15 protein-coding genes are annotated in these 14,606 nt (G+C 38.2%); 4 read left to right on the top strand and 11 right to left on the bottom strand.

The features are described 5' to 3' along the window. Positions 1–19: 19 nt before the first annotated feature. The 9 genes from H6G69_RS14815 to ppk1 form a co-directional block, all read right to left on the bottom strand. Positions 20–1,141, bottom strand: a complete 1,122-nt coding sequence (locus tag H6G69_RS14815) for a T3SS effector HopA1 family protein (RefSeq protein WP_190688144.1) — start codon at positions 1,139–1,141, stop codon at positions 20–22. 31 nt (positions 1,142–1,172) lie between these two features. Beyond that, positions 1,173–2,312, bottom strand: coding sequence for an aminoglycoside phosphotransferase family protein (locus H6G69_RS14810; RefSeq protein ID WP_190688141.1), 1,140 nt, complete (start codon positions 2,310–2,312; stop codon positions 1,173–1,175). A 95-nt stretch (positions 2,313–2,407) separates the two neighbouring features. Next, entirely contained in the window at positions 2,408–2,593 is a 186-nt protein-coding gene (locus H6G69_RS14805; protein ID WP_190688139.1) for a hypothetical protein, read from the bottom strand. Positions 2,594–2,640: 47 nt separating this feature from the next. Next, positions 2,641–3,912 (bottom strand): nif11-class peptide radical SAM maturase 3, encoded by a 1,272-nt coding sequence (locus H6G69_RS14800; RefSeq protein ID WP_190688137.1) that lies wholly within the window; start codon positions 3,910–3,912, stop codon positions 2,641–2,643. Positions 3,913–4,086: 174 nt separating this feature from the next. Then, positions 4,087–4,404, bottom strand: coding sequence for a Nif11-like leader peptide family natural product precursor (locus tag H6G69_RS14795; RefSeq protein WP_190688134.1), 318 nt, complete (start codon positions 4,402–4,404; stop codon positions 4,087–4,089). A gap of 170 nt (positions 4,405–4,574) precedes the next feature. Then, on the bottom strand, positions 4,575–4,919 hold the full coding sequence (locus H6G69_RS14790; protein ID WP_190688132.1) for a Nif11-like leader peptide family natural product precursor: 345 nt from the start codon (positions 4,917–4,919) through the stop codon (positions 4,575–4,577). A gap of 50 nt (positions 4,920–4,969) precedes the next feature. Further along, on the bottom strand, positions 4,970–5,416 hold the full coding sequence (locus H6G69_RS14785) for a nitrogen fixation protein (protein ID WP_199336001.1): 447 nt from the start codon (positions 5,414–5,416) through the stop codon (positions 4,970–4,972). Positions 5,417–5,458: 42 nt separating this feature from the next. Continuing rightward, positions 5,459–5,701, bottom strand: coding sequence for a hypothetical protein (locus H6G69_RS14780; RefSeq protein WP_190688129.1), 243 nt, complete (start codon positions 5,699–5,701; stop codon positions 5,459–5,461). A gap of 583 nt (positions 5,702–6,284) precedes the next feature. After that, a complete protein-coding gene (gene ppk1 / locus H6G69_RS14775; RefSeq protein WP_190688126.1) occupies positions 6,285–8,423 on the bottom strand; it encodes a polyphosphate kinase 1 in 2,139 nt (712 codons plus the stop codon). A gap of 487 nt (positions 8,424–8,910) precedes the next feature. Here ppk1 and H6G69_RS14770 point away from each other — a divergent pair, with 487 nt between their 5' ends. The 4 genes from H6G69_RS14770 (at position 8,911) to H6G69_RS14755 (ending at position 12,438) form a co-directional block, all read left to right on the top strand. Beyond that, complete coding sequence (locus tag H6G69_RS14770; RefSeq protein ID WP_190688123.1) at positions 8,911–9,720, top strand: cation diffusion facilitator family transporter; 810 nt, start codon at positions 8,911–8,913, stop codon at positions 9,718–9,720. Continuing rightward, positions 9,720–9,911 carry a hypothetical protein gene (locus tag H6G69_RS14765; RefSeq protein ID WP_190688120.1) on the top strand — a complete coding sequence of 64 codons (192 nt, stop codon included), beginning with the start codon at positions 9,720–9,722 and terminating at the stop codon, positions 9,909–9,911. The genes H6G69_RS14770 and H6G69_RS14765 overlap by 1 nt, the downstream gene beginning before the upstream one ends. 84 nt (positions 9,912–9,995) lie before the next feature. Beyond that, the gene (locus tag H6G69_RS14760; RefSeq protein WP_190688117.1) at positions 9,996–11,912 is read left to right on the top strand and encodes an alkaline phosphatase; all 1,917 of its coding nucleotides are present in this window, start codon (positions 9,996–9,998) and stop codon (positions 11,910–11,912) included. Between the two features lie 64 nt (positions 11,913–11,976). Then, positions 11,977–12,438, top strand: coding sequence for a PEP-CTERM sorting domain-containing protein (locus H6G69_RS14755; RefSeq protein ID WP_242072066.1), 462 nt, complete (start codon positions 11,977–11,979; stop codon positions 12,436–12,438). A 109-nt stretch (positions 12,439–12,547) separates the two neighbouring features. On the opposite strand, the gene H6G69_RS14750 is transcribed toward H6G69_RS14755, so the two are convergent. After that, positions 12,548–13,105 (bottom strand): type IV pilin-like G/H family protein, encoded by a 558-nt coding sequence (locus H6G69_RS14750; RefSeq protein WP_190688113.1) that lies wholly within the window; start codon positions 13,103–13,105, stop codon positions 12,548–12,550. Between the two features lie 592 nt (positions 13,106–13,697). After that, positions 13,698–14,510: a radical SAM protein gene (locus tag H6G69_RS14745; protein ID WP_190688110.1), complete on the bottom strand. Its 813-nt coding sequence runs from the start codon at positions 14,508–14,510 to the stop codon at positions 13,698–13,700. Positions 14,511–14,606: the final 96 nt, after the last annotated feature.

The following is a 14,606-nucleotide window of genomic DNA, read 5'->3' as shown; positions in this document are numbered from 1 at the left end:
GCAGTAGAGACTTAGTATACTACGTCTCTACTTGTATTTCAGTATATATATCTGTTGAATTAGCATTTAGATAAGGGCGTTGCAAATCAATACTCAACAGCGAAAAGTGCTTATATATAGCTTCAAATCGCTGCTGCGGTGAATTATCATCTTGATACCAAGCTTCTAATAATCCATTAGCTACAATCTGACAACGATTCATCCCAAAACTTTCTTGAACAGCAAATTTTTGGTTTGGTTCTTCTGCTAATCCTAACCCTGGTGCTAGATGTTTAGTAAATAAAGGAATTTCCGAATGAAAATATGGGCGCATTTCATCATACACTTGCCTTAAAATATTTTGTACAGCCGGATAATCCCTTTGATCAAAATATAAAACCCCAGAATCATAACGTTGATAATCATCAGGGTTATACAGAACTTTAAAGCTAAAAGGAATCTGTATTTGATTGAGTTGCTTTGTCAGGCTGTTCATCACCAAAACAGCACCTTCGGGAGTCAAATTAAAATATATCCGCACAGTTACAGGCTGGCTGTTAAAATCTACAGTTCGATTTAATCCTAAATTGCTGACAGCCATATAAAAGCCATTCTGCACGAGATTTTTAGGCATTTTAATCGCTACAATATCACCGACAACAGCAGTATTTTCTGATGCTTGTAGATGCTTGTTTCTGTCAATATGTAGTCTCAAACCGTTTTTAGTAACGGCTAAACTACCATCACTTTCTTCTTTGACAACAGACCAACCAAAATCAAAATAGCCTTCTCCACAATTGTTTTGATGTAATCGCTCATAAAAGGCTAAATCTACACCCAAGAAAGTATTATTTTCTAAATCTAAGGCAAGATTTTTTCTTTCTTTATCTAGTGCTAATACACTTTGCATCGAACCGTTGTAATAAATGCCATAAAGAAAGCTGCGTAATTGTAAACTCAGGTATTTTTGCTGAATTTCTTGTGGTGTTTTTTGAAACCGTTCAATTATTTCTGCTGGTAGTTCTAATGGTTGGTAATCTGGATGATGGATGGAGAAATTAGGTTGAATTTCAACTTGATGAACAATATCTGTCAAAACATTGAGCAATGGCTGGCTAGTATCGATTTTAAACTGAGTTTGAGTCAAATCAAGTAACTGCATAATTTTGGAAAATCAAATTTTTTAAACAATATTAGGCATAAATTAATTCAGCAGTGCTAGCACCAAAAATTGTTGACATTGATTGTTCAGGACGACATAACAATGTCTTAGCTACCTGAAGCATAACAATGCCAGTATTACCAAAAGATTTTTGATACTGAATCATGGCATGAATTTGTTGAATCAAAGTAAAACCGACAAATTGCACAACTCGCAGCCAAAAATCTGGACGATGTTCTAAGATTGTGGGAAAAGTGTGTAAGTAAGCTAAACTCAGTTTGCCAATTGAGGGTTGAAGCTGTTCTAACGGTGTAACCGCTAAACGCAAAGATTCTTCAATGCTTAATGATTTACTAATAACTAAACTACTCAACCAAAGTTGTAAATAGCTACTAATAATTGTGCCTAAATCAAAGGCGGGGTCTCCCCAAGCAGAACGTTCCCAATCAATTAATCGGAGGCTAAATTGATTTGATTGTTCCCAATCTTTGCTCAAAAGAATATTATTTAGTTTCAAGTCATTATGAGTCAGACAAGCGGGAGTAAAAGCACTACCTAATTGTGCGATCGCCTGACCTAAACTATCATACCTCTGATACAATGCGAAAAACTTTAAGGCATCAGCAGGCACTACACCAAAAATCTCTGGTTCTATCCTTGCCAAACCTTGAATTAAATTTGTGACCTGATAAACTTGTGAATTACCTTGTTTTTGCTCCAAGAAATATTGATATTCTTGGCAGTTAAATGTATCCCGATGAATAGTTGCTAAAAGAGTACCAATTTTTGCTGATATTTCGCTAGAGAAATGATTTTCTTTAGCATAAAAATCCATTAAATCTCGATAATTATCTAAATACCGAAAGACCATAATGGAGTTTTGTTGATCAAAATGCAGTACCTGTGGTAGCCAAGGATACAGGTGATTCAGTTGAGAAAATTCTCGTAATAATTCTTGAATTCGCCACTCACCAACAAACTCACCAAAAGCTTTCCCTTCTTGATTATGTCGTTCTTGTTTTACCAAAAGTTGACGCTGGGTAAATGTCACTAATAAATTAAAGTTTTTAGCTGTGACTGGCTCAATTTTCAGTGCCTGTTCTGACTGACTGCATAAACCTTGAGCAGTCAAATATTCAACAACATTTTGAGAATTTAAGACAAGTGTCATATCACAATCAAGTTTGATTTTTTAATTGACTGATGTTATCAGATAGTAGGCAAGGCAAATAAGTATTGTCTAGGTTTATTGCCTTTGCCAAAAACTTATCGTTTCGATTTGTGAGCTTGTTCTATTCTGTCTAAAGCTTTTTTAGCTCTAAACAAAACTCGCAAATAAGCTACTTGACTATCCCAAGCAGCACGAGGTAATAAAGTAGGTGAATCCTCAACTTGAGACTGAGAATTATTAGTAAATTGAGTATTTTCGGTAATTTGAGAACTATTAGACATAATCTGATTAAACCTAAATGATAAAAGACTTGTAACTCTTTAACTTCTTAGCTTTCGCCTGCAACAGTCGCTGGAACTAACAAAGATGTTACTTTATCCTCTTCCCAACCTTGTGGCCATTGAATACGGTCAGCTGTGAAATGAAGCGGATCATTTTCTGGCCAAGGTGCATTAATAGGTTCTTCAACTAAGGCAAATTCTCCGTTATCAAATGGGTTGCCTTTTGCTTGATGTTGGAGAAACACTCTTTCTCGCAAACCGCGTTCTGCTTGAGTCAAAGCACGGTGATGGCAGTAAGGATTATTACCTCGTTTATCAAAGAAAACATGAGCAGTCCAACTGCAACCACCCCGGCAAAGTTCAGCAAATTCACAAGTTTTGCAGAAACCCCACAAATGTTCGGTTCCTTTGGGAGTACCAGCACCAAGATTAAAGCGTAATTCTTCAGTCTCTTCAATAATTGTTCGCAGAGAATGGTCACGGATATTGCCGCCAGTATAAGCTGATGTGGGTAGTGAAGGACAACCTTTAATTGCTCCATCAGCCTCAATTCCTAATGCAGAGAGGCCAGCGCTACAACCTTGCCAAAAAGACCAAGCTTCTCCACCGCGCAGCTGTCGCTCATAGGGGCCATAATAGCCAATATTATTTCCTGGCTGAACTTGCACTCCTTCTTGCTTTGCTCTTTCAGCCACACGAGCAATCATTGGGTAAACATCAAGTAGTTCGTATGGTTGCAGTAAAATCTCATTATTATCAGCAGCATTGCCCATTGGAACAGTTAACTGAATTTGCCATGCAAAGATACCTGCATCACGAAGGTACTCATATATGCGAGGAAATTCTGGTGCAGACAAGCGATTAATTTGAGTATTGCAACCAAAGGAAATACCCGCTTCTTTAAGATGGCTCATGGTTTTAAAAGCCCATTGCCAAGAACCTACTCTACCACGCAGGCGATCGTGAGTTGCTTCTAAGCCGTCAACTGATACCGAAACTACTCTAATTCCCGCATCTTTCATTCGACGTGCTGTATCAAGTGTGATACCATAACCGCCAGTTGTCATTCCACAAAGCATCCCAGCCGAAGTAATAGCTTTAGCAATTTCTAACCAGTCAGGACGTAAAAAAGCCTCACCACCAATCAGTGTTACTTCTGTAATTCCCACATCTGCCATTTGTCTGACTAAATCAAGAGCTTCTTCAGTAGACAGTTCTTTTGTTCTTGTATGACCAGCACGAGAACCACAATGTTGACAAGCTAAATTACATTTCAAAGTAATTTCCCAAACGGCATAGCTAATTCTGCGATAAGTCATGAATATATCCTCGATTAAATTATTGATATCAAAAAAAGCGGTGCTGCTAATTAATGGGATGATTGTTTGTGCTGTTCAAACTTTATTTTTCATAGAAACGCTGAATTCATACCACATTGATGCAACACCGACAAATATCTGCAAACACCTTGTAGTTTGCACCATCAAGATTAATTAGTAGAGATATTTGATAGGTACAACCCCATATAACAGTATTGGCAAATAAGGTAATAATTGCAGTACTGAAGTGGCTCCACCAAAAACGGCTTCTAATTCTTTTTCGTTGAGGTCTCTAAGTTCAGCATTATTATCACTACCTAATTCCAACAAATAGCTAGTATATTCTTCTAATTCTTCCGAAGTAAAATCATAACCAGCTGCTTTGACTATTTGACTACACTCTGATTTATCTTTGACATTTTGAATTTGATTGCGAAAATCTTCATCATTAGCAAGTCTAGCGTAAAAAGCTTTGACGTTTTCTAAAGACATAATATTCTCCTATGATTACTGGTCGGGCAAGATGTAATACTTTACTGACAAAACCGGATAAATGATGGAGATAATTGAAGCCGTGAGTTTTATATCCCTGAGCTTTAAATAGTCAGGGATATTGTAATGACTGCTTCTAAAATGTGAGCTATTAACTCAGTAACAATTAGCTATTTATCGTTACTGATAACAACTCCATACATTGCCTGCACAGGTGGCCAAACAATCACACCATAAAGAGGTCTAATGATTGGCTTGCCTATGATTGATGAAGCACCACCAAAAACTGCTTCTAACTCTTTTTGATTTAAATCTCTAATTTCACTATCATTATCAGAACTTTGTTCTAATAACTGAGCAGTGTATTCTTCAAACTGTTCTTGAGTGAAATTATAGCCAGCTTCTTTAACTATTTGGCTGCACTCTTCTTTAGTTTTCACACCTTGCATTTTTGTGCGAAAAGCTTCATCATTTGCTAGCCTTGAATAAAAAGCTTTAACATTGTCTAAAGACATTGTTTTCTCCTTACATCGCGCAAATCAGTAGCAGTATGAAGTTAGTTTTTTCAACTAACTAGCTCTGTTGGTGTTGCCACCTGAAGTATGAGTTCAGAAGAACTGTAGTTATCTGTAATTACCTGTGGACAACGCATACAAGCCACTTTGCCTTCTTGTTGCCACCAACGACAATCTCGGCGTATAGAACAAGGGGGCAATTCTGCTACAACAGCAGAGAATTTCTCGACAATTCGTGTTGCTAGACGACAATTATTGCCATCAAAATGCTGACAACCTTTAGCCTCACAAGGTGCAGCCGTCCGAAAAATTTCTGCTGGTGTGACTGGGCTAGTTTTTGCTATCAGTTCTTCAGTGACAGGCAGTGGCTGTTTAAGATAAGCTACACGAGGTTCTGTTACTGTCCCACTAATTAAACCAAAAACAACACTACCCTCTGATTCAGGTCTAGTACTGGGACAGAGTGTGCTTGTATTTGGAGCAATATGTTCTCTCAATTGAGCCTCCAGTCAAAAATATATTTTGCATTTGAAGGCTAATTATTCAATTAATATCTTAGGGTCTACAGCAATTAAACCTATGATAATTGGTGGAATAATAGGTTTAATAATCGCTAAGGTAATTTGACCACCTGCAATGTTTGTTGCTTCTGCTTCAGATAACTCTAACAAAGCATTGTCTTGTAGAGCTTGTTTACGTCTGGCAATTGCATTCTCAACTAGTTCTGGAATTAAGTCGGTAATTTCAACTTGGCTGTTATGGTGTCTTTTTTGGCTGTCCATTAACAGTTTTCTCCTGCTTTTTAGTTGTTGTTCTCAATTAAGCTTTTAGTTACCTAAGAGCTTAATTTGCCTTTATATTTTAGTCATTAGTAAAGTTATTTTGTTAGCTATTTAACAGCTAAAAATAGATACAAGTGAATTCTTTTTGTCCCTATTTGTAGTAGATTATCTATAAAAGTCTTACCTAAATTTTGTCTGCTTTATCATCAAAATATAGTGTTTGGAGCTAACAGTTAATACCTATTTCAGCCATTGATAATTACTCAGATTTAGTTGGTTAATAAAATAAACTATTTATGTCACGAAAATTTTAAGTAGGTTGATGTGAAAAATTGTCGTTATGACAAGGCAGGAGGCAGAGGGCATAAGGCATAAGACAGAAGGAAAAAGGGTTTTAAGCAACTTTATTTTTCGTTACATACTTCGGTTTATTTGCACTGTTCTAGTTAGTTAATATGTCATAGCTCCCCGACTTTTTTCAAAAAGTCGGGGAGCATCTGTACACCTGCGACCTGTCAAAATCAATCGGGTGTAGACTTAGTTTAAGTTGGCAATGCTGAAACCCGCACACAGATAGTGGTTATCAATTTACTTTTGCCATGAGAGTATTTTGAGAGCTACGTTCTTGCTCTTCTTGTTTGGGATGACGTTGAATATACGAACCGTCTGATTGTAGTTCCCAAGCTTGTCGATTATCTAGCCACAAAATTGTTAGGATATTCTTTAAATTTTGTGCAATCTCAACATCTTCAACTGGGGTAACAGCTTCCACTCGCCGATCTAAATTTCGAGGCATCCAATCTGCACTACCAATATATACTTCATTTTGTCCGTTATTTTCAAAATAAAATATCCGTGAGTGTTCTAAAAACCGACCAATAACACTAATAACATTTATCTTCTCGCTCAGTTCGCTAACTCCAGGACGCAAACAACAAATACCTCGAACAATCAAGTCAATTTTGACTCCAGCTTGAGATGCTTCGTATAGAGTTTTAATAATTTCCGCATCAACTAAAGAATTCATTTTGGCAATGATATGTCCGCTATTGCCATTTTGAGAATGTGTAATTTCTCTATGGATTAAGTCAATAATCCGAGTCCGCATATTGACCGGAGAGACTAACAATTTACGGTAAGCTTCTTGGCAGGAATATCCTGTCAAATAGTTAAACAAATCCGTTAAATCTGCGCCTAAATCTTCCCGACAACTGAGTAACCCAACATCAGTGTATAAATTAGCAGTTTTAGCATTATAATTTCCAGTACCAATATGAACATATCTACGGATATTGTCGCTTTCTTGGCGTACCACTAGTACGATTTTAGTATGCGTCTTCAGTCCTACTAATCCATAAACTACATGAACACCAGATTGTTCTAATTTATTAGCCCAGGTAATATTATTTTCTTCATCAAAGCGAGCTTTCAGTTCTACAATTACGGCAACTTGTTTTCCACTTTCCGCCGCAGCAATCAGAGAACTGATAATATCAGAATCTCCAGAGGTACGATAAAGTGTCATCTTAATTGCTAATACATGAGGATCGCGGGCAGCTTGGGCAATAAATAACTCTACAGAACTACTAAAAGATTCATAGGGATGATGTAAGAGCAAATCTTTTTGCTGAATTACAGAGAAAATATTGTTTTCTTCCCCATCGATATTAGCGATTTTACTGGGCTGATGAAAATGTCGCAGACGAGATGGAATAATTGGTGTCCACGCTGGGTCTTTCAGTTGAGGTAAGGGCAATTTCATCAACGACATTAAATCTTTTAAATTTAATAAGCCGTCTATTTCATAAATATCACTTTCAGTCAGTTCCATTTCAGACATAAACATTTGCCTCACTGCGGTAGGCATGGATGGCTGTATTTCTAACCGCACTACAGAACCACCAAAGTGACGCTTACGTAATTCTTGCTGAATTGCCAATAACAAATCATCTGCTTCTTCTTCGGCTAATTCTAAATCAGCATCACGAGTTAAGCGAAATAGATGATACTCCTTAATAATCATGCCAGGAAATAAAGCTTCTATGTTGTGAGCAATTACTTGCTCTATAGCTACACCTGTCCAGTAATTGACTTTGCCATTATTTGGTTGTAATTCCTGAGGTAAGGAAATAAAACGAGGCAGAATATTTGGCACTTTAACTCTGGCAAATTTTTCTTCTCCTGTGTTTGGAGCTTTGACGACGACTGCTAAATTTAAACTAAGATTAGCCATCAGTGGAAAAGGATGGCTAGGATCGACTGCTAGGGGTGTGAGTACTGGAAAAATCTTTTTTTGAAATAGTTTTTGTAGATAACTACGTTGTTCAGTAGTAGTATCGACGTAATTAAGAAGATGAATACCATGTGATACCATTTCTGGCTTTAGCACTTGCTCAAAATAACGATGTTGTTCTATCACCATTGGATGTAGGCATTGATAGATGGCTTCTAATTGTTGTTGGGGGGTGAGTCCATCGATACTTTGTTGGCTAAATTGTGCTTTGACTTGTTCTTTGAGAAATGCCACACGAACCATAAAAAATTCGTCTAAATTAGAACTGAAGATGGCAGTAAATTTTAATCTTTCTAACAATGGAGTACGGGTATCTAATGCTTCACTTAGTACTCGTCGGTTAAATTCTAACCAACTTAGTTCTCGATTAAAATAATAATGAGAATTAGTTAAATTAATATTTTTACTAGTCTTTTTAGATTTATTCATAATAGCTATTAGGTAAATATAATTAAGTGTGACAAAGTGGTGTTGCAGACTGTACTTTTAACTGGACTATTATGATCTTATTTTAAGTTTTGATTTGAGGTTAAGAATAGATTTAATTTAGGTTAAATAATCAAATAAATGTGACTGTTTGTTGAGATTTAATTTTTACTACAATTACAAAAATTTATCGATAAATCATGTACAAATTTGATAAAAAATCTATGGGACTTACGTACAAAGATTGTCTGTGGAGACTGGGTGTAGGGGTGTCAGGGTTTTGAATATATACACCTTGATTTTCGTTTTCATGGGTAAGTCCTAATTTGATTAAATTAGAAACACTACTTATAAAAATGATTATCATTATTGTATAAAAGTTAAAAGCTTTTACGGATTTTTACCTGGCATTAAACCTTATTTATTCATTTGTTAACCTTGCGGCTGATAGATTAAACGCGGGAATGTACAGATATTTAGGTATCTAAGAATGGTGCTTGCTGCACGCGGTTATCTGCCTGATTATTTATTTCTAAAAATAGATATCAGCAATTACCTCACGTTGTATTTGATGCAATTAAGACAAGTCAAAAAGAAGTCTCAGGCTTTATGGACTGCCTTAGTTTTACTGAGTGCGTTTTTTTGTGTGGAATTGAGTGCAGGAATTTGGAGTCACAGTCTGTCATTGTTAGCAGACGCGGAGCATATTCTTTCTGATGTGGCAGCTTTGGGTTTAGCGATCGCTGCATCTTGGTTATCTCAGTCTATCTCTAAACAAATCATATTTGGTCGCTATCGACCAGAAATTTTAGCAGCTTTAATTAACGGCATTAGTTTAGCTTGTATCGCTGCTTGGATTGTCAAAGAAGCTTTGGTGAGACTGCAATCTCCAGAGGTGGAGATTCTTGGTTTACCAATGTTGACAACGGCATTGATTGGCTTAGGAATTAACAGCTTTAACGCTCTTTATCTACATGGATGTAGCCATCAAGACCTCAACATTAAAGGAGTATTTCTACATATACTGGCAGATATCGCTAGTTCTGTCGGTGCTGTTTTAGCCGCGATCGCAGTTCTCTGGTTAAATTGGACATGGGCAGATGGAGTCATCAGCTTAGTAGTAGCAGTATTTATCGCCTTATTTGCCGCTTATTTAGTCATTGAGAGTGTGAAATCTCTGCGTGGTCAGATTAGTGATATTACCAATGGTAGTTGTATGTGCAGTTTACCACCAGAAATTTGTAGCGATCGCCCAAGTGCAGAAAAAGTGTTATTTCCATCCTTGGAGGAACTAATTTGATGATTTCCTTAATCCAACAACACTGGCGTTTATTAGGTTGGTTTCTATCTGGTATAGCTTTAACAGTTGTACTATCTTTGGGAACCACAGCACAACAAACAGTTACAGCCCAAACAAACTATACAATCATACCCACTAATCCCCCAGAATTCTTATCGAGTCACGACGAACCCAATTTTTATCAATATTAACTGCAAACCCTTACTTCAATAATTCAAAGGCGCACTGCAATGATGTCATTTTTGGAAAAGTCTAGGCGAGCGCTTGGCTTTGCTATGGCTTGCCTTTTTTCTACTACTTTGTTGACATTTGGTCATCCCAACTCAGCCTTAGCGGCTGGTAACGGAATTAACGTCATTATCATGATTGGTGATGGGATGGGTTGGCAAATGGCCAGAGCCGGAGCATTAGCTAAAGGCGCACCTTTCTATACCAGTGGTAAAGGCTCCGGTCTGAGTTTTCAAAACTTAAGCGGATATGGCTTAGTCACCACTTACGGCACAACAATTCAGAGTACTACACCTACTAATCCCACTCAAGTACATTTAACAGGTAACTCTGCTTTAGATGGGTCTAATCTAATTACTGGGCAAAGTCCTGAGCGTCCTGGCTTCTCGTTTTTGCCTACTCCGTTTAACCCAGGCACATACTTTGATGGCGGTACTACAGATCCTGGTAACATCACAGGTTATGACATTTCCAGAGGTGGCCCGGCTCCTTGGATACCGCTAACCCCAGCGAATCCTGGTAAGTATGACAAAGACTATATCAAGTATAGTTATCCCGACTCTGCCAATACTGCTACTACCCTATACACAGGTGTGAAGAGCTATAACAATGCGATGGGTGTAGACATCTACGAGCAGAAGTTAAAAACTATCTTGGAAATTGCCAAAGAAAATAGCAAATCTACAGGTCTAGTTACTTCCGTACCTATAAGTCATGCTACACCTGGTGCAGCGGCTTCTTTTGTCAATCGTCGTAGCAAGTACGATAGTGTATACGACTCTACAAAAACTAACCAAGATAGTATTCTCCAACAGATATTACTTAACTTCCAACCTAATGTTTTGTTAGGTGGGGGGCATCCCTTAGACTTTGAAAATAAAACTAATGTAGGCCCAGTCTACAATTACACCTACATCACTCAAGATACATACGAACATCTGCATAACAACCCGAATCCAGATAGTAATCGCTACGGTTATACATTTTTGGAACGCGGGCCAAATGCTGCTCAAACACTGTTAGATACAGCTAACAACATCAATCCAAACCAAGGCGGTAAGTTATTCGGGTTATACGGCGCTCGTGGGCAAAATGGTAATTTACCTACAAGTTCATCTAAAGGCGACTACACTACCACAGGTTTAGACAACTTCTCGCTTTATACTTCTGTTGTGAAGGGCGCGACTGGGACTCCTCCTGCTTGTCCATCAGGGCAGATAATTCCTGGTACTTATCGAGATTGTGTACCTGTTGTTGATGCCAAGGGTAATCCAACTGCCCCTAACTTACCAACGCCTGATACAGTCCGGCCTTTATCTCCTGGTGAAACTGATGCTAGTTTTATTGCCAGAGAAGTAAATGAAAACCCGACTTTGGCTGATTTGACGAAAGCGGCTCTTACCGTACTTGGTAAAGACCAAGATGGTTTCTGGTTAATGGTTGAAGGCGGCGATATTGACTGGTCAGCCCATGACGACAACATGGATAACCTCATTGGGACGGTAAACGACTTTGATAAAGCTGTTCAAGAGGTGATTACTTGGATTGATGGTCATGGTGGTTGGAGTAAAAACTTGTTATTAGTAACTGCTGACCACGACCATTATTTAACTTTGAATAATGATTTTGTCTCTAAGCTCCAGCGTAATTCTAGTCCCAAAAACGCCAGAGGCTTGAAATATAACGCCAAGGAAATAACTTACAACAAGCACAATCCAAAAGATGCTGGTCACTTTTGGGGTTCTGACCCAAGATACAAGTATCTCTGGGGTAGCCACAGCCGTCGGTTAGTACCTGTTTACTATCAAGGTGCTTCTTCGCAAACCCTAACTAGATTATTGGGACAAAGTGTCCAATACACAGATAGCAAAGGTACTCATACTATCCCTGGCGTTCGAGGTGTAGTCGATCAAACTCATATCTTCCGCACCATGAAAGCTGCCCTAACAGGCTCCGCAACTTAAACATTGAATTGCAGAGATGGCTAATTATTCATCTCTGCTTCTACAAAATTATTCAGAGAAAATAATGTTCAAACAATTAGCAGCCACAACCATAGGAACTGTTTTGATGTTTGCTGCTGGGAAAACATTACCTGCTCAGGCGGCAATTATCAGATATGATTTCTCGAATGCTGATAAAACTCTTATTGGTAGTTTTTCCTTTGACCAAGCAGCGGCTCAAGATGACCAATTAGTGACAGTTGATGAAGGACTGAAGATTTTTGCTGCCTATGGTGGTCAAACCTATACCGAAGCAAATGATTCTTTTGCCTCTGTTTTGACCAATTTCTTGGGTGAAATTCCGGCAAATCAAGGTTTAGGATTGCAATTTGTTGTGCCGGATATTTTCACAGTCAACGCTGGCAGTTTTATCGATGCCAATACGGTTCAGACTGTTAGTTACACTAGTTATCCTATTCCAGAGCCAAGTACTATTGTAGGGTTATCTATTTTAGGGCTAGGTTTGTTGGTGGCGAAAAAGAAATAATCTGACAAAACTATAAACTAGTTGGATTACTCAACGTTGCAGGCAGGTGCGATCGCACCTGCCTAACTTACATTAACCCATTTGCTCATACATAAAGCCAAGAAAAATATCATCGTGCTAAAGACCTGAAGGTTGCTGGACAACCATGACCTGTAGCAATAGTTACAGCGTTTTTGATGCCTGAATCATCTGTTTCACAAGCATAAGCTAGTGTCAGAGCTTCGCTAGTTGCGCCATCTCCTGTTGTAGTGCCTACGATACCGATATAGCTTCTCAGCGCAACTTTGCGGGACAGTGCATTATGAGAGATCACAGCCAGATTACTTCCGGTTGTAGCACCGTTAATCACGCTGGTATAGTTATAGTTGTCAGTTTGGGTTTTAATGGCAATACCCAAAACAGTCAGATCAGTATTAAAAGCTTGATTTTCTAAATAATAGGCTTGTTGGGCGCGGTTAATTGCACCGATGTTATTTTTACCTTCTGATTGTTTGGCTTTGTTAACTTGACCAAGTAATGATGGTAATGCGATCGCGGCCAGAACACCGATAATAATTACTACCACCAGTAATTCAATCAAGGTAAAACCTTCATTTGCTTGATTGTGACGATTATTCAGATATTGTAAGAATTTCGCTTGCAGTTCTGGCTTGATCCTGGGATTCATTTGTGGTAGTTCCCTCAACAATAAAATGTATTATTCTTAACTACTCAACTTAAACTACCCACTTATTGAAAATTTTATATCACCTTAACACTTAGATACAACAAGTATAAATTGTATTACATAATTTTAAATTGTTGATTGACAACACCATTGAGATAGATGAATTCATACTTCTCACGACAGAGGGCATGACAAGTAACCATTTATTAGCCTAGTGGTAAGGAAACACACTAACGTCAGAACAGCTAAAGAACCTTAGCTGTTCTACTTTCTATATTTAGATACCCAAATAAAATTCAGATCAGCCTTTTTTGCCTTAGCTCATACCATTTCACGAAAAATATGATACAGATGTAAACCATGAAAGCTTTGCTGTCAGGACTTACGCACAAGCTACGGAAAATCGAACCACAGAGGCGCAGAGTTCACGGAGAAATGAGAGTTTGAGAGATATTTTGCGTAAGTCCTAGCTGTATCTAAGTTTTTTAATTGCGTTAGCGCAGCGTTAGCGAGCCTGCGAGCGTCATTGCGTTAGCGCAGCGTTAGCGAGCCTGCGAGCGTCATTGCGAATTGGTATCAAGTGTGTTTCATTTTAATTTAAGGCTGGATAACGTACTGGAATTTGAGTAGCAGTATGAATTTGTTGAGCAAGTTTTGATAAGATATCCAGGCTGACACACCTAAGATTTTGACAAACATAGCTACTAGAAGGTGTAATATTATTACCTCTAGCATCTAACTGCCGAACTAAGACACGGGGGCGAGAAGGTGTGTTCAGTTGCACTTCATCTGGTTGCAAAAGCTCAAGCAATTGAATGTAAGTTGCCAATATCTCTGGTTTCCAACGAGATAAAACCATAGTCTGTATAGCTAGATGTCCTTGGTATTCTTGCCGAAATTGCTCAATACCCGTGACGATATCTAGTAAATCAACTGCTGTGATAGGTTGGTTAATTCGCTTTAGTTGATTGGGTGAAACGGCATCTAGTTTTACCGCCACAATATCTGCTAATTGCAAAGCACCTCGTACTGTATAGTCTCCTAGCAAAGTACTGTTAGTTAATACTATAGTTGGTCGTTTTGCAATCTGTCTGACAACAGTCAGAATCTCTGCTAAATTCAGGGCTAAGGTAGGTTCACCACTACCGCTCAGAGTAACAACATCAATATCTTCCCAGTTTGTCATCTCTTGCAGATCGCAGATAATATCTTTTGTCGGTACAAAAATTTGTCGCTGATTTGTCTGATTTTGAATCTTCCCCAGTTGGCAATAAACGCAGTCGAAAGAACAAGTAGATACTATCCCAATAGGGTCGATGCCTAAAGATTTACCGTATCGCCAAGATTTTACAGGGCCATATACAGAAGAAAAACGTAGATTTGAGGGTGACTGTATTGCATTCATATTTTTTACTACCTACAGCCAGAGTATTCACCATACTGTTAGTAGTTATACAAGTTGATAACTATTAAGCTATGCTATGTAAAGTGGTTTAGCTCG

The sequence above is a fragment of the Nostoc sp. FACHB-110 genome, from assembly GCF_014697425.1.
GTDB lineage: Bacteria > Cyanobacteriota > Cyanobacteriia > Cyanobacteriales > Nostocaceae > Nostoc_B.
Note: the sequence above shows the minus strand (reverse complement) of the source record. Positions and strands in the feature narration are given on the sequence as shown.

Bases quoted from the DNA above. Each gene is read 5' to 3' on its own strand.
- H6G69_RS14800 (WP_190688137.1), bottom strand. From the start codon at position 3,912: ATGACTTATCGCAGAATTAGCTATGCCGTTTGGGAAATTACTTTGAAA.
- H6G69_RS14750 (WP_190688113.1), bottom strand. From the start codon at position 13,105: ATGAATCCCAGGATCAAGCCAGAACTGCAAGCGAAATTCTTACAATAT.
- H6G69_RS14780 (WP_190688129.1), bottom strand. From the start codon at position 5,701: ATGGACAGCCAAAAAAGACACCATAACAGCCAAGTTGAAATTACCGAC.
- H6G69_RS14765 (WP_190688120.1), top strand. From the start codon at position 9,720: ATGATTTCCTTAATCCAACAACACTGGCGTTTATTAGGTTGGTTTCTA.
- H6G69_RS14770 (WP_190688123.1), top strand. From the start codon at position 8,911: ATGGTGCTTGCTGCACGCGGTTATCTGCCTGATTATTTATTTCTAAAA.
- H6G69_RS14815 (WP_190688144.1), bottom strand. From the start codon at position 1,141: ATGCAGTTACTTGATTTGACTCAAACTCAGTTTAAAATCGATACTAGC.
- H6G69_RS14755 (WP_242072066.1), top strand. From the start codon at position 11,977: ATGTTCAAACAATTAGCAGCCACAACCATAGGAACTGTTTTGATGTTT.
- H6G69_RS14810 (WP_190688141.1), bottom strand. From the start codon at position 2,312: ATGACACTTGTCTTAAATTCTCAAAATGTTGTTGAATATTTGACTGCT.
- ppk1 (WP_190688126.1), bottom strand. From the start codon at position 8,423: ATGAATAAATCTAAAAAGACTAGTAAAAATATTAATTTAACTAATTCT.
- H6G69_RS14745 (WP_190688110.1), bottom strand. From the start codon at position 14,510: ATGAATGCAATACAGTCACCCTCAAATCTACGTTTTTCTTCTGTATAT.
- H6G69_RS14760 (WP_190688117.1), top strand. From the start codon at position 9,996: ATGGCTTGCCTTTTTTCTACTACTTTGTTGACATTTGGTCATCCCAAC.
- H6G69_RS14790 (WP_190688132.1), bottom strand. From the start codon at position 4,919: ATGTCTTTAGACAATGTTAAAGCTTTTTATTCAAGGCTAGCAAATGAT.
- H6G69_RS14795 (WP_190688134.1), bottom strand. From the start codon at position 4,404: ATGTCTTTAGAAAACGTCAAAGCTTTTTACGCTAGACTTGCTAATGAT.
- H6G69_RS14805 (WP_190688139.1), bottom strand. From the start codon at position 2,593: ATGTCTAATAGTTCTCAAATTACCGAAAATACTCAATTTACTAATAAT.